Source organism: Stenotrophomonas sp. FR010 (assembly GCF_047520755.2).
GTDB lineage: Bacteria > Pseudomonadota > Gammaproteobacteria > Xanthomonadales > Xanthomonadaceae > Stenotrophomonas > Stenotrophomonas sepilia.
In genome coordinates this window covers 1-23,926 of record NZ_JAXBQT020000029.1, presented here as the reverse complement: position 1 = coordinate 23,926, position 23,926 = coordinate 1, and the positions used below count along the sequence as shown (strand labels likewise).

General features: G+C 67.2%; 18 protein-coding genes. 5 read left to right on the top strand and 13 right to left on the bottom strand.

The genetic code is table 11. The annotated features are described in order from the left end of the window. Positions 1-78: 78 nt before the first annotated feature. The 3 genes from ACM0PK_RS19590 to hflK form a co-directional block, all read right to left on the bottom strand. Entirely contained in the window at positions 79-264 is a 186-nt protein-coding gene (locus ACM0PK_RS19590; RefSeq protein WP_005410640.1) for a DUF2065 domain-containing protein, read from the bottom strand. 67 nt (positions 265-331) lie between these two features. Continuing rightward, positions 332-1,195: a protease modulator HflC gene (gene hflC, locus ACM0PK_RS19585; RefSeq protein ID WP_005414169.1), complete on the bottom strand. Its 864-nt coding sequence runs from the start codon at positions 1,193-1,195 to the stop codon at positions 332-334. After that, positions 1,192-2,325, bottom strand: a complete 1,134-nt coding sequence (gene hflK, locus ACM0PK_RS19580; RefSeq protein ID WP_005418335.1) for an FtsH protease activity modulator HflK — start codon at positions 2,323-2,325, stop codon at positions 1,192-1,194. Before hflK ends, hflC begins: the two co-directional genes overlap by 4 nt. 153 nt (positions 2,326-2,478) lie before the next feature. On the opposite strand from hflK, the gene ACM0PK_RS19575 reads away from it, so the two are divergent. Beyond that, positions 2,479-3,474 carry a YhdH/YhfP family quinone oxidoreductase gene (locus tag ACM0PK_RS19575; RefSeq protein ID WP_414607782.1) on the top strand — a complete coding sequence of 332 codons (996 nt, stop codon included), beginning with the start codon at positions 2,479-2,481 and terminating at the stop codon, positions 3,472-3,474. An 88-nt stretch (positions 3,475-3,562) separates the two neighbouring features. After that, the gene (gene pilH / locus ACM0PK_RS19570; RefSeq protein WP_005410644.1) at positions 3,563-3,934 is read left to right on the top strand and encodes a twitching motility response regulator PilH; all 372 of its coding nucleotides are present in this window, start codon (positions 3,563-3,565) and stop codon (positions 3,932-3,934) included. An 80-nt stretch (positions 3,935-4,014) separates the two neighbouring features. Here pilH and ACM0PK_RS19565 read toward each other — a convergent pair whose 3' ends face one another. Then, complete coding sequence (locus ACM0PK_RS19565) at positions 4,015-4,902, bottom strand: DnaJ C-terminal domain-containing protein (protein ID WP_061478849.1); 888 nt, start codon at positions 4,900-4,902, stop codon at positions 4,015-4,017. Positions 4,903-5,164: 262 nt separating this feature from the next. On the opposite strand from ACM0PK_RS19565, the gene ACM0PK_RS19560 reads away from it, so the two are divergent. Further along, positions 5,165-5,647, top strand: coding sequence for a peroxiredoxin (locus ACM0PK_RS19560; protein WP_049413449.1), 483 nt, complete (start codon positions 5,165-5,167; stop codon positions 5,645-5,647). A 29-nt stretch (positions 5,648-5,676) separates the two neighbouring features. Continuing rightward, a complete protein-coding gene (locus tag ACM0PK_RS19555; RefSeq protein ID WP_061478851.1) occupies positions 5,677-6,252 on the top strand; it encodes a ferritin-like domain-containing protein in 576 nt (191 codons plus the stop codon). A 120-nt stretch (positions 6,253-6,372) separates the two neighbouring features. On the opposite strand, the gene pbpC is transcribed toward ACM0PK_RS19555, so the two are convergent. From pbpC to prpB, 9 genes are all read right to left on the bottom strand, one after another. Beyond that, a complete protein-coding gene (gene pbpC / locus ACM0PK_RS19550) occupies positions 6,373-8,754 on the bottom strand; it encodes a penicillin-binding protein 1C (RefSeq protein WP_414607781.1) in 2,382 nt (793 codons plus the stop codon). 49 nt (positions 8,755-8,803) lie between these two features. Then, positions 8,804-13,711 carry an alpha-2-macroglobulin family protein gene (locus ACM0PK_RS19545; protein WP_414607780.1) on the bottom strand — a complete coding sequence of 1,636 codons (4,908 nt, stop codon included), beginning with the start codon at positions 13,709-13,711 and terminating at the stop codon, positions 8,804-8,806. A gap of 160 nt (positions 13,712-13,871) precedes the next feature. Continuing rightward, positions 13,872-15,332, bottom strand: a complete 1,461-nt coding sequence (locus tag ACM0PK_RS19540; protein ID WP_414607779.1) for a bifunctional 2-methylcitrate dehydratase/aconitate hydratase — start codon at positions 15,330-15,332, stop codon at positions 13,872-13,874. 124 nt (positions 15,333-15,456) lie between these two features. Continuing rightward, positions 15,457-16,635 (bottom strand): 2-methylaconitate cis-trans isomerase PrpF, encoded by a 1,179-nt coding sequence (gene prpF, locus ACM0PK_RS19535; RefSeq protein ID WP_111202041.1) that lies wholly within the window; start codon positions 16,633-16,635, stop codon positions 15,457-15,459. A gap of 23 nt (positions 16,636-16,658) precedes the next feature. Further along, positions 16,659-16,985, bottom strand: coding sequence for a type II toxin-antitoxin system RelE/ParE family toxin (locus ACM0PK_RS19530; RefSeq protein WP_111202037.1), 327 nt, complete (start codon positions 16,983-16,985; stop codon positions 16,659-16,661). After that, positions 16,972-17,229, bottom strand: a complete 258-nt coding sequence (locus tag ACM0PK_RS19525; RefSeq protein ID WP_111202038.1) for a type II toxin-antitoxin system ParD family antitoxin — start codon at positions 17,227-17,229, stop codon at positions 16,972-16,974. Before ACM0PK_RS19525 ends, ACM0PK_RS19530 begins: the two co-directional genes overlap by 14 nt. A 100-nt stretch (positions 17,230-17,329) precedes the next feature. Next, positions 17,330-19,948: a Fe/S-dependent 2-methylisocitrate dehydratase AcnD gene (gene acnD / locus ACM0PK_RS19520; protein WP_414607778.1), complete on the bottom strand. Its 2,619-nt coding sequence runs from the start codon at positions 19,946-19,948 to the stop codon at positions 17,330-17,332. Positions 19,949-20,045: 97 nt separating this feature from the next. Then, positions 20,046-21,203, bottom strand: coding sequence for a bifunctional 2-methylcitrate synthase/citrate synthase (prpC, locus tag ACM0PK_RS19515; protein ID WP_005418357.1), 1,158 nt, complete (start codon positions 21,201-21,203; stop codon positions 20,046-20,048). Between the two features lie 35 nt (positions 21,204-21,238). Beyond that, complete coding sequence (gene prpB / locus ACM0PK_RS19510) at positions 21,239-22,132, bottom strand: methylisocitrate lyase (RefSeq protein ID WP_088496824.1); 894 nt, start codon at positions 22,130-22,132, stop codon at positions 21,239-21,241. Between the two features lie 154 nt (positions 22,133-22,286). Between prpB and prpR the strand changes: the two genes are divergently transcribed. Then, a complete protein-coding gene (prpR, locus tag ACM0PK_RS19505; RefSeq protein ID WP_414607777.1) occupies positions 22,287-23,870 on the top strand; it encodes a propionate catabolism operon regulatory protein PrpR in 1,584 nt (527 codons plus the stop codon). Positions 23,871-23,926: the final 56 nt, after the last annotated feature.

The following is a 23,926-nucleotide window of genomic DNA, read 5'->3' as shown; positions in this document are numbered from 1 at the left end:
AGCCGAGCCCATGCTCGGCTGCCTTCCCGCCGCTGCGCGGCGCCGCCCGAGCATGGTCTCGGACGCTACAGGGCGGGGTCAGTGCCGTGCCCACCACAGCAGGCTCAGGCCGGCCAGCAGCACCAGCCCGCCGAAGCTGCGCAGGGCCGGGCTGGGCAGGTCCAGCAGGCGCTCGGCCATGCGCTTCCAGGCGAACGGCGCCACGAACAGGAACAGGCCTTCCAGCACCGCAACCAGGCAGACGGCGGCGAACAGATCTTTCATGGGGGACTCCGGAAAAAGCACGGGGCCCGGCGTCTGGCCGGGCCCCGTGGGGTAGTGCCCTGCGACCTCAGCGGTCGTTCTTGAGGTACTGCAGGAACGGGTCGTTCTTGTCGAGCACGATCACGCCATTGCCGTCGGTCATGGAGCCACGGTAGGCCTCCAGGCTGCGGTAGAACGCATAGAACGACGGATCAGCCGAGCCAGCCTTGCCGTAGATGCGGGCCGCCTCGGCATCGCCTTCACCGCGCAGGCGCTGTGCATCACGCTCGGCCTCGGCGATCAGCACGGTGCTGTCGCGGTCGGCCTGGGCACGGATGGTCAGCGACTGCTCCTCGCCCTCCGCACGCAGCTTGGCCGCTTCCTGCTTGCGCTGGGCGCGCATGCGCTCGTACACGTCGTTGATCACCTGGCTGTCAGTCGGCAGGTCCACCTGCTTGATGCGCAGGTCGATCATCTGCATGCCGAGGCCGGCCACCGCCTCGTTGATCCCCTTCAGCTGCTCGGCGATCAGCTCGCTGCGGTCGCCGGACACCAGCTGCTGCAGGGTGCGCGAGTTGATCTGGTTGCGCAGCGAGTCGGTGATGATCGGTGCCAGGCGGGCATTGGCGATGCGCGGATCGCCGCCGGTGGCACGGAAGTAGTCACCTACGTTGGAGATGTAGCCGATGGCGAAGAAGTCGACGCTGACGTCCTTCTGCTCGGCGGTGAAGTAGCGCGCCGGCGCGGTGTCGAGCACCTGGAAGCGGCGGTCGAAGACCTTCACCGTTTCCACCACCGGCACCTTGAAATGCAGGCCCGGCTTGATGTCCGAACGCACCACCTTGCCCAGGTTCAGCACCATGGCGGTCTGGTCCTCACGGACCACGTACACCGAGCCGAGCAGGCCCAGCACCACCGCCACGATCACGGCGATCCAGATAGGACTCTTCATCGGCTGCCCTCCTCACGGCCGCTCGGTCGCCCGGTCGGGCGGCCCACCGGCCGGCCCGGATCACGGGAAGCTTCCACCGCTGCACCCGGCAGCGACGGCATCACCACGTCCGGGTTCGCCACTGCGGCCGGGGCCGAGGTGGTGGGACGGGTATCGCCGGTCATCGGCACGTAGATCAGCTGGCGGCCATCGCCGCCGATCACCTTGCGGTTCTCGCTCAGCACCTGCTGCACGGTCTCCAGCCACAGGCGCTTGCGGGTCACTTCCGGGGCGTCCTTGTACTGGGCCTGCAACAGGCTGAAGCGCTGCGCGTCACCCTCGGCCTTGGACACCACGGCCTGCTTGTAGCCTTCGGCGGTGGTACGGGCGCGCGAGGCCTGGCCCCGGGCTTCCGGCACAACCTTGGCAGCGTAGGCCTGGGCCTCGTTGATCAGGCGTTCCTTGACCTGCTGGGCACCGTTGACCTCGTCAAAGGCCGGCTTCACTTCTTCCGGCGGACGGGCGTCCTGCAGGGTCAGGCCGGTCACGGTCAGGCCGGTCTTGAACGCCTTCAGCAGTGCCTGCAGGCGCTCCTCGGCAGCCACGGCCAGCGGGCCACGGTTGTTCAGTACCGCGTTGAGGTCGGCACGGCCGACTTCCTCGCGCACCGCGCTCTGCGCCGACTGCTCCAACACCTGGTTGGCATCGACGGTGCCGAACAGGTACTGCTGCGGGTCGTCGATGCGGTACTGGACGTTCAGCGAGACGTTGACGATGTTCTCGTCCCGGGTCAGCACCGGCACCTGGATCGAGAACGTCTTGATCTCGGTGGCGTTGACCTTGGTGACCGATTCGATCGGCCACGGCAGCTTGAAGTTCGGGCCGGGCTGCAGGATGCGCGAGAACTGGCCGAAGCGCAGGACCACGCCACGCTGCTGTTCACCGATCAGCTGGAAGCTGGAGAACAGCACCAGCAGCACCACGGCCGCCACCACCCAACGCACGATGCCGCCGTCGAACAGGTCCTTCAGCGGCCCGGGCAATCCGCCCCAGCCACCACCATTGCCACCGCCGCGCGACCCGAACGGCCCGCGTCGATTGTCCTCGGGGCCTTGTCCGCCCTTGTTGCCGCCGGGTGTATTCCAGGCCATGCACGCTCCATCAAGATGTGGGCTGCGGCGCGGGCCCTTCCCGCGGCGCCAGCCGTGAAACCATTACCGATCATACAAGATGGGGCGGATTGGCAGGATCGAAAGGGGGGCAACGGGGTAAGGTGGCGTTTTCCTCGAAGTCAGGCAATGCCGATGGCCCCCACCAGCCCATTCAACGCCTTCCGCATCGAAAACGACGACGCCGGTTACCGCAGCGGCCTGGCCCAGCTCAAGGTCGAAGACCTCAGCCCCGGCCAGGTTCTGATCCGCGCCAGCTGGTCCTCGGTCAACTACAAGGACGCCCTGGCCGGCACCGGCAAGGGAAAGATCCTGCGCCGCTTCCCGCTGGTGGGGGGCATCGACGTAGCCGGCACCGTGGTCGCCAGCACCGATCCGGAATGGCGTGAAGGCGACGCGGTGCTGGCCACCGGCTGCGGCCTCAGCGAGACCCGCGACGGCGGCTACAGCCAGTATGTGCGGCTGGAATCGCGTGCGGTGATCGCCCAGCCGGCCGGGCTGAGCCCACGCGAGGCGATGGTGCTGGGCACCGCCGGCTTCACCGCGGCGTTGGCGCTGCTGCGCATGCAGGACAACCGGCAGAGCCCGGAGCTTGGACCGCTGGCGGTCACCGGCGCCAGCGGCGGTGTCGGTGCGCTGGCACTGTCGATCTTCAGCCGCGCCGGCTACACGGTGCATGCGATCAGCGGCAAACCCGACCAGACCGGTTTCCTGCACGCCATCGGCGCCACCGAGGTGCTGCCGCGTGAGGCCCTGGCCGACACCGGCCCACTGCAATCGGCGCGTTTCGGTGGGGGCCTGGACAATGCCGGCGGCGCCATGCTCGCCAGCCTGCTGGCGCAGACCGCGCCCTACGGCAGCGTGGTCAGTGCCGGCCTGGCGGCCAGCCCGACCCTGGAGATGACGGTGATGCCGTTCATCCTGCGTGGTGTGTCGCTGCTGGGCGTGTCGTCGGCCAATGCGCCACGCGGGCTGCGCGAGGACGTCTGGGCGCGGCTGGGCAACGAATGGAAACCGCAGCACCTGGACCGCATCTGTACCGCCGAGGTCGGCCTTGATGGCCTGCCGGCCGTGTTCGAGCGGATGCTGGCGGGCGGATCGCTGGGCCGCACCGTGGTGCGGATCGACTGAACGTCGCAGGCAGGCGACAGACGGCAGATGCGCCCCTCCCGCCGGTAATGAGCCCGCACTACACTGCGGGCATTACATGGGGAACAACATGGCACGCATTCTGATCGTCGACGACTCACCGTCGCAGCTGTTGGGGATACAGCGCATCGTCGAGAAGCTCGGGCACCAGATCCTGACCGCCACCGATGGCGCGGCCGGGGTCGAAACCGCCAAGGCCGAGCTGCCCGACCTGGTCCTGATGGACGTGGTGATGCCCAATCTCAACGGCTTCCAGGCCACCCGCACCCTCGCCCGCGACGAGGCGACCCGGCATATCCCGGTGATCCTGGTGACCACCAAGGACCAGGACACCGACCGCATGTGGGGCATGCGCCAGGGCGCCAAGGCCTACATCACCAAGCCGTTCTCGGAAGACGAGCTGTCCGAAGTGTTGGAGCGCGTGTTCGCCGGGCAGGGTTGAGACGCGCGCGGTAGTGCCGGCCGCTGGCCGGCAATCACAGCTCATTGCCGGCCAGCGGCCGGCACTACCGGAAGGCGTGCTCAGATCGTCTCGCCAAACGCCTTGGCCAGGTTCCGGTAGGCCTTCTTCTGCGCCTCGTCGGTCGCGGCCGGGGCCACGATCTCGATCTCGACGATCTGGTCGCCCTCCGGGTTGCCCGGCAGGCCCCGCCCGCGCAGGCGCAGCTTGCGCCCGGCATCGGAGTCGGCCGGGATCTTCAGTTCCACCGCGCCGCCCAGGGTCGGCACGCTGATGCTGGTACCCAGCGCGGCCTGCCACGGCGTGACCGGCAAGGTGTAGAGGATGTTGCGGCCATCGACCTCGAACTGCGGGTGTGCGGCGTACTCCACTTCCAGCAGCAGGTTGCCACCATGGTTGCCCTGCCCCGCCAGGCGGATCACCTGCCCCGGACGGATGCCCTTGGGCACGCGCACGTCCAGCTGCTTGCCGTTGACGGTGATGCGCAGGCTGTCGCCGCTGTAGGCCGCTTCCAGCGGGACCGACAGCTTGGCACGGGTGTCGCGGTTGGGGGCATGGCCCTGGCTGCTGAACCCCGGGCCAGGACCGGCACCGCCGCGCTGGCGCGCGAACAGGCTTTCGAAGAAGTCGCTGAAGCCGCCGTTGGCGCCACCACCCCCGAACACTTCCTCGAAGTTGAAACCACCGGCGCCGCCGTAGTTCGGCGGCACGTTGAACTCCTCGCCCGGGCGATAGCCCTGCGCGCGCAGCTGGTCGTAGGCTGCACGCTTTTCCGGATCGCGCAGCGCCTCGTAGGCCTCGTTGACCGCCTTGAACTTGTCCTCCGCCCCGGCTTCCTTGCTGACGTCCGGGTGGTACTTGCGTGCCAGCCGCCGGTAGGCGGTCTTGATCTCCGCCTCGCCCGCGCTCGGTTCCACCCCCAGGGTGGCGTAGTAATCCTTGAATTCCATCCAGCTACCTCGATCTGCTTCGGCCGCGCCGGTGGCGCCGCCCCGGGTTCATTCTACGCGCCGGCGATGCTACGCCGCCCCTCGTGCGGCGCCGGTGAGGCCGACTGATCCTGCGCAATGCGGTTGCCATCGCCCTGCCCCAGGCTTTGGCTGGAAGCCCGCTCCGCAAAGCCTGAAGATGGGGCCTGCACGCCGGTTTTCCAATGTCTTGACGTCCCTGTCCCATCCGGCCCACTACGCTGCCCCAGCAAGGAGTTCCCCCATGACCATCCATGTCGGCGACCGCATTCCGGAAGTGACCCTCAAGCGCATCCGCGAGGGCATTGAAACGCTCGATACGCATTCGCTGTTCGACGCGCGCAAGGTGGTGTTGTTCGCCGTGCCCGGCGCGTTCACGCCGACGTGCTCGGCCCGCCACCTGCCCGGCTACGTCGAGAAATTCGAGGCCTTCCGCCAGCGCGGCATCGATGTCTACTGCATGGCCGTCAACGACCCGTTCGTGATGAAGGCCTGGGCCGCAGATCAGCACGTGCCCGACGGCCTGCTGATGCTGTCCGACGGCAATGCCGAACTGACCCGCGCGCTCGGCCTGGAGCTCGACGCCAGTGCCTCCGGCATGGGCATCCGCTCGCGCCGTTTCGCCCTGTACGTGGTCGACGGCGTGGTCCGCGCCGCCTGGGTTGAACAGCCTGGTCAATTCGAAGTGTCTTCGGCCGACTACGTGCTGGAGCACCTGCCCACCTGATCTCCCACCGCAAGAGGAAACGGCCAGCCATGTCCAGCAAGCCAGCCAAAGCCCCCAAGCCCGCCGCGCAGATTCCCGGCATCAGCGAGCGCACGGCCCTGCGCGAGCGCGCCCGGCGCAACATCGAGGATGGTGCGATCACCGACAGCTACAGCGCCGACCGCAAGGTGGTGATCAAGCTGCTCAACGACGCACTGGCCACCGAGTACGTGTGCGTGTTGCGCTACTACCGGCACTACTTCATGGCCAAGGGCATGCTGGCCGACGCGGTGAAAGCCGAATTCCTTGAACATGCACAGCAGGAACAGGCGCATGCCGGCAAGCTGGCCGAGCGCATCGTGCAGCTCGGCGGCGAGCCCGACTTCAACCCGGATACGCTGACCGCGCGCTCGCATGCCGAATACAAGGAAGGCAGCGATCTGCGCGACATGGTCCGCGAGAACCTGGTGGCCGAACGCATCGCCATCGACAGCTACCGCGAGATGATCAACTTCATCGGCGACCGCGATACCACCACCAAGCGCATCCTCGAAGAAATCCTGGCGCAGGAAGAGGAACACGCCGACGAGTTCGCCGATCTGCTGGATGGCTGGATCGGGGAATGATTGCGCTGCGGATGCTCTGGTAGATGCCCACCTTGGTGGGCGCTTTGCCGTTCGCGTGCCAACCAAGGTTGGCACCCACCAAAGCGGAGCAATGCCATCCCGCCGCGCATGGCCCGGCACCTACCGGAGGACAGTGAACCGTACCTGCGTCCACGCGCCGTCCGCGGCCAAGGCGGTCAGGGTATGCGCCCCGGAATCGGCGAACTCACGCTGCATCAACTGTGCGCCGCGGGTCTGCGCGATCCAGCGTCCATCCAGCAACCAGTCCACCGCCTGCTCGCTGCCCAGCGCGCGCAGCTGCAGGCGTACGCCATGTTCGGCGTTGGGCGCACGCGCCAGTGCGGCGCCATCATTGAGGCCATCGATGTGCAGCGCGACGCTGGCCTCCCGGCCATCATCACGGCAGTCCGGCGACAGCGCCGGCAGCTGCGAGGCGTCGCGTGTGGCCTTGGGCAGCCACGGCGACAACAGCGCCGGCCAGCGCGCGATCTCACGCGCGACTTCTTCGTGCGGCAAGCGGCAATCGGCGGATACACGCAAGCCGGTGCGCGCGTCGGCAAGGTAGCGCTGCCGCCCCGGCTGCCAGCGCCGCGCCTCGCGCTCCGGGAAGGTCGGCGGTGCGGCGCCATCGAGCAGGTAGGCTGGCATCCTGCGCTGGCACAGTGCCGCCGGCAGCCCCTCGGCACGTTCGCCAGTGGGCCAGCAGATGTCTTGCTGGCTGACACTGGCCGGCATCGGCGCGGCCGCCGAATCACCACGCTGGCGCGGCAGGCTGTCCACCACTTCGAACATCAGCGGCAGCGCGGTGACCGCGCCGTACTGGCCCGGCAACGGAGTACCGTCCGGCCGGCCCACCCACACGCCCACCGTGTAGTGGCGGGTACTGCCGATCGCCCACGCATCGCGGTACCCGTAACTGGTGCCGGTCTTCCACGCCACGCGCGGGCGGCCACCGACATCGAACGTCCCGGCGCTGTATCCCGGGCGCGGGTTTGATTCGAGCATCTCGCGCACGATCCAGCTGGCGCCCGGCGAGGCCAGGCGCCGCTCGATCATCGGCTCGTCGTCGGTGTAACGCACGCGGCCGGCGATACCGCTCCGGTTGAGCGCGGCGAAGGCGCCGACCAGGTCTTCCAGGCGCGCGCCGGTGCCGCCCAGGATCAGCGACAGGTTGGGCGTACTGCCCGGCGGGAAGCGCAGCTGGATGCCCGCGTGCGACAGCCGGGCAGCGAAGCGCGCGGCGCCGACCCGCTGCAGCAGGTCCACCGACGGTACGTTGAGCGACAGCCGCAATGCGGCAGAGGCACCGATGGGCCCATTGAAGGCCATGTCGAAGTTGCCGGGGCGGTAGCTGCCGAAACTCTGCGGTGCATCGACCAGCAGGCTTTCCGAATGGATCAGGCCATCGTCCAGCGCCATCGCGTACAGGAACGGCTTGAGCGTGGAGCCTGGCGAACGCCAGGCCTGCACCATGTCCACGTGACCCAGCCGCTGGCGGTCACCGAAGGACAATGTGCCGACATAAGCGCGTGCCTGCAGGGTCCGGTTGTCGACCACCAGCAGGGCCGCCGAGGTACGCTCGGGCAGCGTCGAGAAATAGCTGGCCACGCGCTCTTCCAGCGTGCGCTGCAGGCCGATGTCGATGCTGCTCTGGATGCGTGCCTGGCCCGGATGCGCCGAGTGCAGGCGCTGCGCCAGCAGCGCGGCGTGCAAGGGAGGGCGCAGCGAACGCGCCACCACGTTCTCGACGCGCGCATCCTCCACTTCTTCCGGTGTCCACGCGCCCAGCTCGGCCATGCGTGACAGCACCTTGTCGCGCGCCTTCTGCGCAGCTTCCGGATGGCGGTCCGGGCGCAGCCGGCTGGGCGCCTGTGGCAGCACCGCCAGCAGCGCAGCCTCGGCATGCGACAGCTGCGCCGCCGGCTTGCCCAGATAGGCCCAGCTGGCCGCTTCCACGCCTTCGATGGTGCCGCCGTAGGGTGCACGCTCCAGGTACAGGGCCAGGATCTGCTGCTTGCTCAGGTGCACCTCAAGCTGCACCGCACGCAGCATCTGCTTCAGCTTGCCCCACGGGGTGCGTGAGTGCGGATCGAGAATGCGCGCGACCTGCATGGTCAGGGTCGAACCGCCGGACACGATGCGGCCGCCGCGCAACAGCTGGCCGCTGGCCCGAAGGATCGCCAGCGGGTTGATGCCCGGATGGCGCCAGAACCAGCGGTCTTCATAGGTCAGCAACGCCTGCAGGTACAGCGGTGAGACGCTGTCGATCGAGGCTGGATAGCGCCACACGCCCTCGGCATCGGCAAACGCGCGCAATGGCGTGCCGTCGGCAGCCACCACCAGGGTGCTGGTATCACGCTGCTTCGGCAGCGGCGGCGGGAAGGCGAAATCCAGCACCAGCAGCAGCGCCAGCGTAGCGGCCATGCCCCAGCGCAGCCATGGCCACAGCGGCCGCCACCGGCGGCGCAGGGCCGCCAGCCGGTTCGTCATCGTGTTCTTCATTGCGGGTTGCCAGCAGGACGGGCCGCGCCGTCGCGGCCCGTCCGCGCGGTCACGGCTGTACCACCGTGATCGTGGTCGGGTTGCTGCGGCCGACGCCGCGCAGCTGCGGCCGGTACATGTCCTCCACCAGCGGCGGCGGCACCGAGTAGGTTCCCGGCGTCACCGCGCGGACCAGGTAGAACACGTTGGCCTTGCTGCCACGCGAGAGCTTCAGCGCGGCCACGTAGCGGTCGTCGCGGAACTCCTCGTGCTTGGTATCGGCGGCCTCACCACGGTCGCTGATGGTGATGCCATCGACAACCACGTCGGCCCACTGCTTGGCATCGCCCAGGTTAAAGTTCTCGATCTCCAGGCCCGCCGGCAGCAGGTCGGTCAGCAGTGCATCGGGCATCGTGGTGTCAGCGGTGACGGTGACGCGTACGATCAGTGCTTCGCCTTCCTTCAGCGGGCGCGGCGACCACGGCTTGCCATCGGTACCGAAGTAGCTACGTTCAATACCCACTACGCTGTTGTCCGGTGCGGGCGCACTGCGCGGGATACCGGCCACGTCGATGCTGGCGAACATCGGCGGTCGCCCCTGCGGGGTGAAGCGCACGCCACTGGCCAGCTCGCTGGCGCTGAAGTTGCGTCCGAACAGCTTGCGCTCGCCAATCGCTTCGGTGCTGCCACCGATCACCAGCTCACCCGCTACCAGTGCCTTCTGATTGGCGGCGAGCGCCTTGCCGAGGCGGGCAATCGCCACCTGCTCCTGCGTGCTCAGCCACATCCAGCCGGCATTGCGGCGCGCATCCAGGCCACGACCGAGGTCGACCGCGCGCGCGTCCCAGGCCGGCCTGGCCAGCTTGTTCTCGTGGGTCAGCGCGATCATCAGCGCGTCATCGCGGATCGCGCTGCCGTAGTCGCCGAAGTACGACGGGCGCTCGCTGCTGGACTTGGCGAAGGCCGCCGCCAGCGCGGCCTGGCCACGCTTGGCATCGCCCTGCAGTGACAACGCCACGCCCAGGTGGACCAGCGACAGGCCGCCCACCGCCTTGCTGCGCTCGTTGTCGTACAGCGTACGCAGGGTGCCCAGCGGCGCACGGTTGACCCGGGCCAGCACGTAGCCCGAATAGGCCTGGTTGGCGAACTTCAGCTTCTCGCGGTCATCCTGGCCGTAGAACTGATTGCCGCCGGACAGCAGATCCTCGCTGAGCCGGTTGAGCGCCTTCTGCAGCACGTTGTCGGGCACCGCAAAACCGGCGTCCTTGGCGTCGAGCAGGAACTCGGTGATGTACGGCGTCAGCCACGGGTTCACGTAGCCGTCGTCACCCCACATCGAGAAGTTGCCGTTGGCCACCTGCATCGACGCCAGGCGACCGAACGCACCTTCCATGCGCTCGCGGCGGGTCTTGGCATCCAAGCCATCGGCGCCGAGCATCGACGACGTCGCCTGGTCCAGGATCAGCGCGGCGTAACCCTTGCTGGTGGTCTGCTCGGCACAACCATATGGATAGTTCAGCGCGCCCTGCAGTGCACTGGCGAACGGGATCGGCGGCAGCGGGCTGACCAGCAGGCGGGCATTCACCGACTCGGACATCAGGCCCTCGGTCAGGCTGTTGTCGAGGCTGACCGCCGCCAGCGGATCGAGCGTGCGCACCTGCGAACGTAGCACCTGCGGCCACGCCGCACGCACCGGCAGGTCGTAGCGGCGATCGGCCTTGAAGCCGTTGCCGTCCACCCGCACCCTCACCTTGGCCACGCTGTGGCCTTCGCGTGCCGACAATGGGAAGCTCAGCGTGGTCTTGGCGTCGGCATTCAACTGCACGCTGCGGCTGCCCTCGCCCAGGTTCAACGGGCCCTCGGTTTCCACCTTCACGTTGAACTGGCCCGGCTTGCCGGTGAAGTTCTGCACGTCCAGGGTCACGGTGCTGCGGTCGCCCGGGGCCAGCACGCGCGGCATGCTGGCTTCGGCCAGGATCGGTGCGCGCACTATGGTTTCCACGTCGCGCTTGCCGTACTGGTCATCGCTGTAGACCAGCGCCGACACGCGCAGGGTGCCGTTGAAGTCCGGCACTTTCAGCCGGATGCGGGCATTGCCCTTGGCATCGAGCTGTACCGGGCCGGAGAACAGGTCCACGGTCTGCACGCGCGCGGTCGGGCGCTTGGCCTGCGGCAATGCCTGCAGCGCCATGTCGCCGCCGAACTTCAGCTTGCCGCTGCCACCATCGAAGCTCTCGATCACCCGGCTGTAGATGTCGTAGGCATCGATACCGAGGCGACGCTGGGCAAAGAAGTGTGCACCGGCATCGGGCACCGGGAAACGGGTGATGTTGAGGATGCCCACATCCACCGCCGAAACGGTGACGTGCGCGGTCTTGCCGGCCAGCTGCGGCGCACTGACGGTTACCGGCAGGTCCTGCTCCGGGCGCATCTGCTTGGGCGCGACCAGGCCGACGGCCACGGTGCGGCCCTTGCGGTCCATCGGCACGTGCACCACGCCCACGGCACGGGCCGGGGTGATCTTGCTCGGCGCACTGCCGCCACGGAACACCAGCGCGGTGATGTAGACGTCGTGGCGCTCCCAGTCGGCGGTGACCGGGATCTTGAAGGTCGAACCCGGCTTGGCCTCGATGTCCTGCACATACAGCATGCGGTCGGTCTCGACCATCAGGATGCCCTTGCCGGCGTGCGGCGGGGTCACCGTCACCTCCAGGGTGTCACCGGCCTTGTAACCGGTCTTGTCCAGGCCCAGCTTGACCTTGTCCGGGCGCGCATCCAGGCCACGGTTGTCATCGCCCCAGCTCCAGCCGGCACGGAACGGATAGCGGCTGGTCAGGCCGGTGGACGGATCGAACACGTCCACCCGGTACTCGCCCCACTCCACCGGGAAATCAAAGGCGACCGCGCTGTTGCCGGCATCGACGGTGCGGGTTTCCTTGTTCTCGAAACGGCGGGTGAAGTCGTAGTCCCAGCGGTTGTCGTTGAAGGTCCAGTGGTAGTCGCGCAGCTCGCGCACCAGGGTGATCTTCAGGCCCTTGGCCGGCTGCGGCGTACCGGCAGCATCCACGCGCATCAGCTCGAAGCGCGCATTGCCATTGGAATCGGCGCCGTCTTCGGGATTGAACAGCGGCCGCACGCCGACCAGCGCATTGGCCGGCCACATCACCCGCTTCAGGGTGCGGGTGACTGTGCGGCCGCCGGTTTCATACAGGCTGCCGGACAGCACCACGGCGATCGGCGCCTTGGCCTTGGCCGCCTCTTCCGGCAACGCCACATCCTCACGCAGCTGGCCATTGGCCGGCAGCGTGGTATCGATCACGTCCTTGGCCTCGCGCGGCAGCTGCAGGGTCGGGTCACCGAAGAAATAGCCCGGCAGGCCGTCCACCGGCTTCTGTTCGGCAGCCACCGCCATGCGTGCGGTGAAGCGGTTGCCATCGGCCGGTGCGCCATACAGGTAGGCACCATTGGCCTGCAGGCGCAGGTCCTCACCCGGCTTCAGCGTCTTCTGCGCACTGTCCAGGTCCAGCTTCATGCGTTCGGGCAGGAACTCCTCGATGCGCAGGGTCATGCCCTGGATCGCTTCCTTGCTGGCCGGGTCGGTGCGGAACTCGACCTGCCAGCGCCCGGTCGGCGCCTCGGCTGGGATCACCTGCTCGAAATTGATGTAGCCCTGGTCGCCTGGCTGCAGGCGGGTCTCGCGGAAGGTCTTGCCGTCGGGCTGTTTCAGGCGCAGGAACACCGGTTGCGCCTTGACCGGCTTGCCGTCGTTGTCGCGCAGCAGCGCGGACAGCCGCACGGTCTCGCCGGGCCGGTACAGGTCGCGCCCGGACCAGGCATAGACATCGAACCAGGCGTTGTCACGGCCAGCCACGGCGAATTCGCTCAGGTCCAGCGCCGGCTGGTTGAACGGCAGGAAGCTGGTGTCCTTGCCACTGCTGGCGACCAGCACGTGGGTGGCATCCAGGGTGTAGTTCAGCAGCGCATTACCATTGCCGTCGGTGCTGCCCTTCAGCACCACCTCGCCCTTGGCGTCGAGCACGCGCAGGTCGATGCCCTTCAGTGGCGCGCCGTCCTTGAGGCCGGCGGTGTGCACGAACAGCTTGTCCTTGTAGGCGCGGGTATGCAGGCCGATGTCGCTGACCGAGAAGAACGCGGTGTCGAACTCGCCTTCGTAGTCACCGGTACGCTTGAGCAGGGCGAAGTACAGGCCCGGCTCCTGCAGTTCCTTGATGTCCTGGGTGGGCAGGTAGGTCAGCACCCGCTCGTTCTGCTTGCCGCCAAGGATGAAGCGGTTGACGTAGACCGGCTCGGCCAGCTTGTTGATCGGGCTGCGCTCGTAGTCGCTGCTCAGCTCCCAGCTGCCACGGCGGCCGCCGCGCTGGTACTGGCTGAAGAAGGTCGGAAGATCCTTCTCGCGCACGCGCAGGAATTCGACGTCGACTTCCGGAACGTTCACCGAGACCACCGGCAGGCCACGGCTGTCCTTGGCAGGCAGCACGCTGCCCTGCGAGGCGAAGCCAACCACCGGCTTCAGCTCGCCGCTGAACACCTTCTGCTTCAGTTCCTTGCCCAGGCGGCTGCCATCAGCGGCCAGCAGGTCCGGCGAGACCACCAGGCTGAACTCCTTGCCGGCCTCGACAAACGGGTAGCGCAGGGTCAGGCCGTCATCGGACAGCGTCCAGCTGCTGTCTTCGGTGCCGACCTTCTCCTCGAAGCGCACCAGCGTGTCGAAATCCTGGGTGCCGACCAGCGGGCGCGAGAACTCCAGCGCCAGCGACAGGCCGTCATTCTTCTGGTCCGGGTAGGCCCGCAGCAGGGTGAATTCCGTCACCTGCTCGGCCTTGGTGGTGATCGCCTCGCCACTGGCCTTGGGCAGCTGCCCGCTGTCGTTGCGGCAGCCGGCCAGGCCCAGCAACAGGCCTCCTGCCAGTACCGCCGCCGCCCATCCCCACCGCTTCCGCCGTGCCGGACCGCTCATGTCGTCACTCCTTGATCGAGGTGGCCATTATAGGCAGGCCGCGTCAAGGCGTTGGCGCCCCGGCGGTCGGAAACCCGGTTCCGCCCGGGACCCGCTAGCCGCCAACCTTGGCTGGCGCCCCCCCACATGCCAACCAAGGTTGGCATCTACCAGAGCGGCCTCACCCCGGCTGGTACAGGTCCACATAGTCGGTCACCGGCATTGCCGCCAGCGCCACCGGATCCAGTGATGCCGCCAGGATGCGCTGCTGCTGGACTGTCGGGAAGCGGTGGGCCAGGTGCCGGCGGAACTTGTCCATCAGCAGCGGAATGCCTTCCTCCCGGCGTCGGGCATGGCCGAGCGGGTATTCCACCAGTACCTCGGGCAGCTCAGTACCGTCGCTGAAGCGCACGCCCAGGCCGTTGGCGATGCTGCGCTTGTCCGGGTCCAGGTAGTCGGCGCTGAGTTGCGGATCCTCATGGCAGGCCATCTTCGCCCGCAGGGCATCGATGCGCGGATCAGCTGCAACGTCGTCCTCGTAGTCCTCGGCCACCAGCCGCCCGTGCAGCAGCGCGATGGCGACCATGTACTGCACGCAATGGTCGCGGTCGGCCGGGTTATGCAGCTGGCCCTGCTTGTCGATGATGCGGATGCAGGCTTCCTGGGTCCGGATCGCAATATGCGCGATGTCCTCGACCCGGCGCCCCATCGCACGCAACTGCTGGTGCAGCGTGATGGCCGCCTCCACCGCGGTCTGGCCATGGAACTCGGCCGGGTAGCTGATCTTGAACAGCACGTTCTCCATCACGTAGCTGCCCAGCGGTCGCCCCAGCGTCAGTGCCTTGCCATGCATCGACACCGCTTCAAAGCCCCAGGTCGGCGCGCTGAGCACGCTGGGGTAGCCCATCTCGCCACTGGCCGCCATCAGCGCCAGGCGCACGCCACGGCTGGTCGCGTCGCCGGCGGCCCAGCTCTTGCGCGAGCCGGTGTTGGGTGCGTGCCGGTAGGTGCGCAGGGACTGGCCATCGACCCAGGCCAGCGACAACGCATTGAGCATGCGCTCGCGATCCAGGCCGAGCAGCTGCGCAACCACGGCGGTGGTGGCCACTTTGACCAGCAACACGTGGTCCAGCCCGACCCGGTTGAAGGAATTCTCCAGCGCCAGCACACCCTGGATCTCGTGCGCCTTGATCATCGCCAGCAGCACGTCGCGCACGGTCGGCGGGGGGCGCCGCAGAGCCTGCGCGTTGCGCCCCAGCCAATCGCAGACGGCAAGGATGCCACCCAGGTTGTCCGAAGGGTGCCCCCATTCGGCCGCCAGCCAGGTATCGTTGAAATCCAACCAGCGCACCATCGCGCCGATGTTGAAGGCGGCCTGCACCGGCTCCAGCACGTAATGCGTACCCGGAACGCGCGCGCCGTTGACCACGCTGATGCCCGGCACCAGGGGACCAAGCAGCTTGCTGCAGGCCGGGAAGGACAGCGCTTCCAGGCCGCAGCCCAGCGTGTCGAGCAGGCAGTGGTGCGCGGTCTGGAACGCCAGAGGTGAGTCGATGCGCGCGTCGCGCACGTAGTCGACGATGCCCACCAGCAGCGCATCCCACGCTGCACGCTCGTTGGATGGGGTGTGGCTGTCGGACATTATCGATCTCCTCGTTGCGGTGCACGGTCGCCCGTGCACCATGCCAACCAAGGTTGGCATCTACCAAAGCAATCTGTCTCTGCGGCCCGGTAGTCGCCAACCTTGGTTGGCGTTCACCAACGCATCACTCTACCGGTACCCGCACCTTGCCTTCCATCAGCACGCGGGCGCTGCGGCTCATGATGGCCTTGGTCACCGTCCATTGGCCGTCAACGAGACCGGCCTGCGCACCCACGCGCAACGTGCCGGAGGGATGGCCGAAGGTCACCGCTTCGCGTTCGCCGCCTCCAGCAGCGCGATTGACCAGCGTGCCCGGAATCGCTGCCGCGGTGCCGATCGCCACGGCAGCGGTACCCATCATCGCGTGGTGCAGCTTTCCCATCGACAACGCACGCGCATGCAGGTCGATCGCCGAGGCCGGAATGGCCTTGCCACTGGACGACACGTAGTCCTGCGCCGGTGCCACGAAGGCCACCTTCGGCGTGTGCTGGCGGGTCGCCGCATCTTCCAGGTTCTTGATCAGCCCCATGCGCAAGGCGCCGTAGGCGCGGATCTTCTCGAAGCGCTCCAGCGCCCCCTTGTCCTCGTTGATCGCAGGCTGCAGTTCGGTGCCGGTGTAGCCCAGGTCGGCCGCATTGAGGAATATGGTCGGAATGCCGGCGGTGATCATGGTCACCTCGAAACTGCCCACGCCCGGCACGTCCAGGGTGTCGACCAGGTTGCCGGTCGGGAACATCGCGCCCGCATCGCCGTCATCGGACGGATCGATGAACTCCAGCTGGATCTCGGCGGCCGGGAAGGTCACGCCGTCCAGCTCGAAATCGCCGATCTCCTGCACTTCGCCATCGCGCATCGGCACATGGGCGATGATGGTCTTGCCGATGTTGGCCTGCCAGATGCGCACGGTGCACAGGCCATCGCGCGGCACGCGGGCCGGATCGATCAATCCATTGGCGATCGCAAACGGACCCACCGCAGTGCTGAGGTTGCCGCAGTTGCCGCTCCAGTCGACGAAGGCGGTATCGATCGAGACCTGGCCGTACAGGTAGTCCACATCGTGGTCCGGCACGGAAGAGGTGGAGATGATCACGCACTTGCTGGTGCTGGAGGTGGCGCCACCCATGCCGTCAGTCTGCTTGCCATACGGATCGGGCGAGCCGATCACGCGCATCAAAAGCGCGTCGCGTGCGGCGCCCGGCACTTGCGCGGCGTCGGGCAGGTCCTGCAGGCGGAAGAACACGCCTTTGCTGGTGCCACCGCGCATGTAGGTGGCGGGAATACGGAGTTGCGGGAGGAAGGTCATGGTCGAATCCACGCGTTTGAATTTCAGGAAATGTCTTGCATCAGTGCGTCAAGACCACGATCAACGCACCACACGCGCATGATGTCCACGCGGTCCGGTAGATCGAGGTAATAGACGAGGTAGCGTTCGAAGCCCGGAACCAGCATGAACCGCAACGGCACCGGTAGCTGGGCTGCGAGGTCGGCGTGCCGGGTGGAACCCGAGCCTGGACATACCGCGATGCGTTGAAGCGTGGCCTCCAACTCGGCGAGAAAGCGCCGACCCAGTATCAGCCCACCTTGCCGTGCGAACCACAGTGCGGCATCGGCTGCGTCGGCTTCGGCCCTGGGTCGCCATTCAATCGCCTTCACGCTCCATCCTTTCGGTCAGTTCACGACGCATGCGCTCGAATGTGTCGGCCGTCACCGGGACGCCAGGCCCAGAAGACAGCCCCTCGGCAATCAACTGCTTGAGCAGTGCTTCGGCCTTGCTGCGCTGGCGCTGGCGGATCAGGTCGCGCACATAGTCCGACGTGCTGGAGTAGCCGCCTTCGCGCACTTCTTCGTCCACGAACTGCTTGAGCGGATCAGTCAGCGAAATGTTCATGGTGGCCATGAGACTCTCCATTGGCAGTTTTTGCCAAGTCAGTGTGCGCCCTGCCCAGGTGTCGGACAAGCCCGCCCCCGGCCTCCGGGGGCAGGCATTCAGGCCGGTATCACGCCACCTTGGCGCCTTCCAGGAAGTCCTGCGCGAAGCGCTGCAACACGCCACCGGCCTCGTAGATCGCCACTTCCTCGTCGCTGTCCAGGCGGCAGGTGACCGGCACGATCACGTCCTGGCCGTCGCGGCGGTGGATGACCAGCGTCAGCTCGGCGCGCGGGGTGCGCTCGCCGACCACGTCGAAGGTCTCGGTGCCATCGATGCCCAGGGTCAGGCGGGTGGTGCCCGGCTTGAACTCCAGCGGCAGCACGCCCATGCCGATCAGGTTGGTACGGTGAATCCGCTCGAAGCCCTCGGCCACGATCGCCTCCACACCAGCCAGGCGCACGCCCTTGGCGGCCCAGTCACGCGAGCTGCCCTGGCCGTAGTCGGCACCGGCGATGATGATCAGCGGCTGCTTGCGGTCCATGTAGGTTTCGATCGCCTCCCACATGCGCATCACCTTGCCTTCCGGCTCCACGCGCGCCAGCGAACCCTGCTTCACGCTGCCGTCGTCGTTGCGCACCATCTCGTTGAACAGCTTCGGGTTGGCGAAAGTGGCGCGCTGCGCGGTCAGGTGGTCGCCGCGGTGGGTCGCGTAGGAATTGAAGTCCTCTTCGGGCAGGCCCATCTTCGCCAGGTACTCACCGGCGGCACTGGAGGCCAGGATCGCGTTGGACGGCGACAGGTGGTCGGTGGTGATGTTGTCCGGCAGCACCGCCAGCGGGCGCATGCCCGACAGCGTGCGCTCACCGGCCAGTGCGCCCTCCCAGTACGGCGGGCGACGGATATAGGTGCTCTGCGGGCGCCAGTCGTACAGCGGGCTGACCGTCGCGCCGTGCTCCACGCGCACATTGAACATCGGGTTGTAGACGCGGCGGAACTGCTCCGGCTTCACCGAGGCCTTGACCACGGCGTCGATCTCGGCGTCGCTCGGCCAGATGTCCTTCAGGCGCACCTCGTTGCCGTCGGCGTCCACGCCCAGCACGTCCTTCTCGATGTCAAAGCGCACGGTGCCGGCGATGGCATAGGCGATCACCAGCGGCGGCGACGCCAGGAAGGCCTGCTTTGCATACGGGTGGATGCGGCCATCGAAGTTGCGGTTGCCCGACAGCACAGCCGTGGCGTACAGGTCCCGGTCGATGATCTCCTGCTGGATGGCCGGATCGAGCGCGCCGCTCATGCCGTTGCAGGTGGTGCAGGCGAAGGCGACGATGCCGAAGCCCAGCTTTTCCAGGTCCGGCAGCAGGCCGGCCTCTTCCAGGTACAGCTGCACCGCCTTCGAGCCGGGCGCCAGCGATGACTTCACCCACGGCTTGCGCAGCAGGCCGCGCTTGTTGGCCTTGCGTGCCAGCAGGCCGGCAGCGATCACGTTGCGCGGGTTGGAGGTGTTGGTGCAGCTGGTGATGGCGGCGATGATCACCGCGCCATCCGGCATCAGGCCCTGCGCCTGCTCGGCCTTGCCCGCTGCCAGCTTGGCCTCGTCGGCGATGCCGCGCTCGGCCAGCTCGGCGGTCGCCACGCGCTTGTGCGGGTTGGACGGGCCGGCCATGTTGCGCACCACGCTGGACAGGTCGAAGCGCAGCACGCGCTCGTACTGCGCGGTGGCCAGGTCGTCAGCCCACAGGCCAGTGGTGCGGGCGTAGTTCTCCACCAGCGCCACCTGCGATTCCTCGCGGCCGGTCAGGCGCAGGTAATCGATGGTCTGCCCGTCGATGTAGAACATCGCGGCGGTCGCGCCGTATTCGGGGCACATGTTGGAGATGGTGGCGCGGTCACCGATGGTCAGTGCCGCCGCCCCCTCGCCGAAGAATTCAAGGTACGCGCCGACCACGCGCTCCTTGCGCAGGAATTCGGTCAGCGCCAGCACCACGTCGGTGGCGGTGATGCCCGGCTGCGGCCTGCCGGACAGCTCGACGCCGATGATGTCCGGCAGCCGCATCCACGAGGCACGACCGAGCATCACGTTCTCGGCTTCCAGGCCGCCCACACCGATCGCGATCACGCCCAGCGCATCCACGTGCGGGGTGTGGCTGTCGGTGCCCACGCAGGTGTCGGGGAACGCCACGCCGTCCTGCACGTAGACCACCGGCGACATCTTCTCCAGGTTGATCTGGTGCATGATGCCGTTGCCCGGCGGAATCACGTCCACGTTCTGGAACGCCTGCTTGGTCCAGTCAATGAAGTGGAAACGATCTTCGTTGCGGCGATCCTCGATCGCACGGTTTTTCTCGAACGCCTGCGGGTCGAAACCACCGCACTCCACCGCCAGCGAGTGGTCGACGATCAGCTGCACCGGCACCACCGGATTGACCTTGGCCGGGTCACCGCCCTTGTCGGCGATCGCATCGCGCAGGCCGGCCAGGTCAACCAGTGCGGTCTGGCCGAGGATGTCGTGGCAGACCACACGCGCGGGGAACCATGGGAAATCGAGGTCGCGGCGGCGCTCGATCAGCTGCTTCAGCGAGTCGCCAAGCGTGGCCGGATCGCAGCGGCGCACCAGGTTCTCGGCCAGCACGCGCGAGGTGTACGGCAGAGTGGCGTAGGCGCCGGGCTGGATTGCATCGACGGCGGCGCGCGCGTCGAAATAGTCCAGCGCGCTGCCGGGGAGGTTCTTGCGGTAATCGGTATTCATGGGCTGGCGGAATGCTTGGGGCGGGCCGGGTGCCGGCGGTGCGGCGGCGAAAGCATCCGGCCGGCACGCGGCCGGCCGGATGGGGACAGCAGGTGGATCAGACGCGCTTGTCGATGGCGACGAAGTCGCGGTCTTCCGGACCGATGTAGTTGGCGCTCGGGCGGATGATCTTGCCGTCGATGCGCTGCTCGATGATGTGCGCGCTCCAGCCGGCGGTGCGGGCGATCACGAACAGCGGAGTGAACATCGCGGTCGGCACGCCCATCATGTGGTAGCTGACGGCGCTGAACCAGTCCAGGTTCGGGAACATCTTCTTGATGTCCCACATCACCGATTCCAGGCGCTCGGCGATGTCGTACATCTTCATGCTCGACTGTTCTTCGGACAGCTCGCGGGCCACATCCTTGATCACCTTGTTGCGCGGATCGGACACGGTGTAGACCGGATGGCCGAAGCCGATCACCACTTCCTTGCGCTCGACGCGGGCCTTGATGTCTTCCTCGGCCTCATCCGGATTGTCGTAGCGCTTCTGCACTTCGAACGCCACTTCATTGGCGCCGCCGTGCTTCGGGCCACGCAGTGCGCCGATGCCACCGCAGATCGCGCTGTACATGTCGCTGCCGGTACCGGCGATGACACGACAGGTGAAGGTCGAGGCGTTGAACTCGTGCTCGGCGTACAGGATCAGCGAGGTGTGCATCGCCTTCACCCACGAGTCCTGCGGCTTCTCGCCGTGCAGCAGGTGCAGGAAGTGGCCACCGATCGAGTCATCGTCGGTTTCCACGTCGATGGCACGGCCGTTGTGGCTCCAGTGGTACCAGTACAGCAGCATCGAGCCGAGGCAGGCCATCAGCTTGTCGGCAATGTCGCGCGCGCCCGGATGGTTGTGGTCATCCTTCTCCGGCGCCACGCAGCCGAGCACGGACACACCGGTGCGCATCACGTCCATCGGGTGTGCCGACGGCGGCAGTTCTTCCAGCGCGGCCTTCACCGCGGCCGGGATGCCACGCAGCGACTTCAGCTTGGCCTTGTACGAAACCAGCTCGGCGCGGGTCGGCAGCTTGCCGTGCACCAGCAGGTAGGCGATTTCCTCGAACTCGCTGGTGTTGGCCAGGTCCAGGATGTCGTAGCCACGGTAATGCAGGTCGTTGCCACTGCGGCCCACGCTGCACAGCGCGGTGTTGCCGGCGGCGGTGCCGGACAGGGCGACGGACTTCTTCGGCTTGAAGGTCGGGGTTGCGGTCGTATCGTTCATGTTTCCCTCCGAAACTTGATGGTGCAGGGTACTGCTTATTTCTTGGCGGCGAACAGCGCATCGAGCTGCTGCTCGAAGGCGTGGTAGCCGATGCGGTCGTAGAGTTCTTCGCGGGTCTGCATGGTTTCCACCACGTTGCGCTGGTGGCCATCGCGGCGCACCGCCTGGTAGACGTTCTCGGCCGCCTTGTTGGCCGCGCGGAACGCCGACAGCGGGAACAGCTGGATCGCAACACCGGCCGAAGCCAGTTCATCGCGGCTGAACAGCGGGGTGGCACCGAATTCGGTGATGTTGGCCAGCACCGGCACCTTCACCGCGTCGACGAAGCGGCGGTAGGTGTCCAGGTCGTAGGCCGCCTCAGCGAAGATGCCGTCGGCACCAGCCTCGACACAGGCGATGGCGCGCTCGATGGCCTTGTCCACCCCGTCCACCTGGATGGCGTCGGTACGCGCGATCAGGAAGAAGTCCGGATCGGTCCTGGCATCGGCGGCAGCCTTCACGCGGTCGACCATTTCACCCTGCGACACGATCTCCTTGCCCGGACGGTGACCGCAGCGCTTGGCGCCGACCTGGTCTTCAATGTGGCAGGCGGCCGCACCGGCCTTGATCAGCGACTTCACGGTGCGCGCGATGTTGAACGCGCTCGGGCCGAAGCCGGTGTCGATGTCCACCATCAACGGCAGGTCGCAGACATCGGTGATGCGGCGCACGTCCACCAGCACGTCTTCCAGGGTGTTGATGCCCAGGTCCGGCAGGCCCAGCGAGCCCGCGGCAACACCGCCGCCGGACAGATAGATGGCGCGGAAGCCGGCGCGCTTGGCCAGCAGGGCGTGGTTGGCGTTGATGGCGCCGATCACCTGCAGCGGCGATTCGGCAGCCAGCGCCTCACGGAAGCGGGCACCGGCGGAGAAAGGGGCGGAAGCGGTCATGCGGCGATCCAGGTTGAAGTACGGGACAGACAGCGCAAGCCCCATGCCAAGCTGCAAGCCGTTGATTTCCCAGGCATGACCACCCCGCAACATTGAAACATATGAAACACTGAAACGGATGTATCATGAAACATCCCGTCGACCTCCCGCCGCCATGTACCCGCCCCGCTCACCCCTGCGCCATGCCGACGCCGACCCCGGTCGCCCCGTGATCTGGACGGTCAGCGTCTCTCGCCTGACCGGCCTGTTGGGCGACGTCATTCCCGAGTTCGACCGCCGCGCGCGCATCGAGCAGATCAACCTCGGCTTCGAGGAAGCGGTGGATGTGATCGGCCAGCGCCTGCGCCGCGAGCACTGCGACGTGGTCATCGCCGGCGGCTCCAATGCGGCCTGGCTGCGCGGGCGGCTGGAGTTGCCACTGGTGCCGATCCAGGCCAACGGCTTCGACCTGATGGAAGCACTGGCGCGCGCGCGGCGGATCGCCAGCCGCATCGGCCTGGTCACCCACGCCAGCGACGTACCGGTGTTCAGCAACTTCCAGCAGAGTTTTGGCCTGGAGATCGAGCACCGTCGCTTCGTCACCCGCGAGGACGCACGCGATTGCATTGCCGACCTGCGTGCCAACGGCATCGAGGTGATCGTCGGCACCGGCATGGCCATCGACCATGCCGAGCAGGCCGGCCTGCCCGGCGTGCTGCTGTACTCCGCCGATTCGGTACGGCAGGCGTTCGAACACGCCCTCGAACTGACCCAGACCCTGGCCCGCTCCACGGGCAGCCGGCCGCCCCTGCGCCGGCGCCCGACAGTACGCAGCGACGCGCACGAACTGCTCGGCGACAGCGACGCGATGGCGCAGGTACGCGCTCAAATCGCGCTCTACGCACCGCACGACAGCACGGTGCTGGTCACCGGCGAAACCGGCACCGGCAAGGAACTGGTAGCGCGTCAACTGCACGCCGCCAGCGGCCGTCGCGGGCGCTTCGTGGCGCTGAACTGCGGCGCCATCAGCGAATCACTGCTGGAAGCCGAACTGTTTGGCTACAGCGATGGTGCCTTCACTGGTGCACGGCGCGGTGGTCGCGTGGGCCTGGTCGAGGCCGCCGATGGCGGTACGTTGTTCCTGGATGAGATCGGCGAACTGCCGCTGCCGTTGCAGACCCGCCTGCTGCGCGTGCTGGAAGAACGCGAGGTGCTGCGTGTCGGCGCTACCGAACCGACCGCAGTGGACCTGCGCGTGGTGGCCGCCACCCTGAAGTCGCTGGAACAGCACGCGGCGACCGGCGGCTTCCGTCGCGACCTGTATTACCGGCTGGCCGCACTACGCATCGCCCTGCCCCCGCTGCGTGCGCGGCGCAGTGACATCCCGCTGCTGGCACAGCACTTCTTCCGCCAGCTGCGTGGCATCGACGCGCCATTGGACGAAGCTGCGATGGCAATGTTGACCGCCGCCGAGTGGCCCGGGAACGTGCGCGAACTGCGCAATCTGGTGGATCGACTACGCATCCACTGGCAGCCTGGGGAAGGATTGATCGATGCAGCGCGCCTGCTGCAGCTCGCGCCCGAACTGGTGAAAGAAAGCGCCACCATGTTGCCGCTGGAAAGCAACGGCAAGCGTCCGCCGCGCGCGCAGTTGGAAACGCTGTTGCAGGATCACCGCAATGACCGTGAGGGGATGGCACAGGCGTTGGGGGTATCCCGCACCACGCTGTGGCGCTGGCTACGCGCGGAGGGTCTGTAGAGCCGAGCCCATGCTCGGCTGCTTCTGCAGGGACAACAGCCGAGCATGGGCTCGGC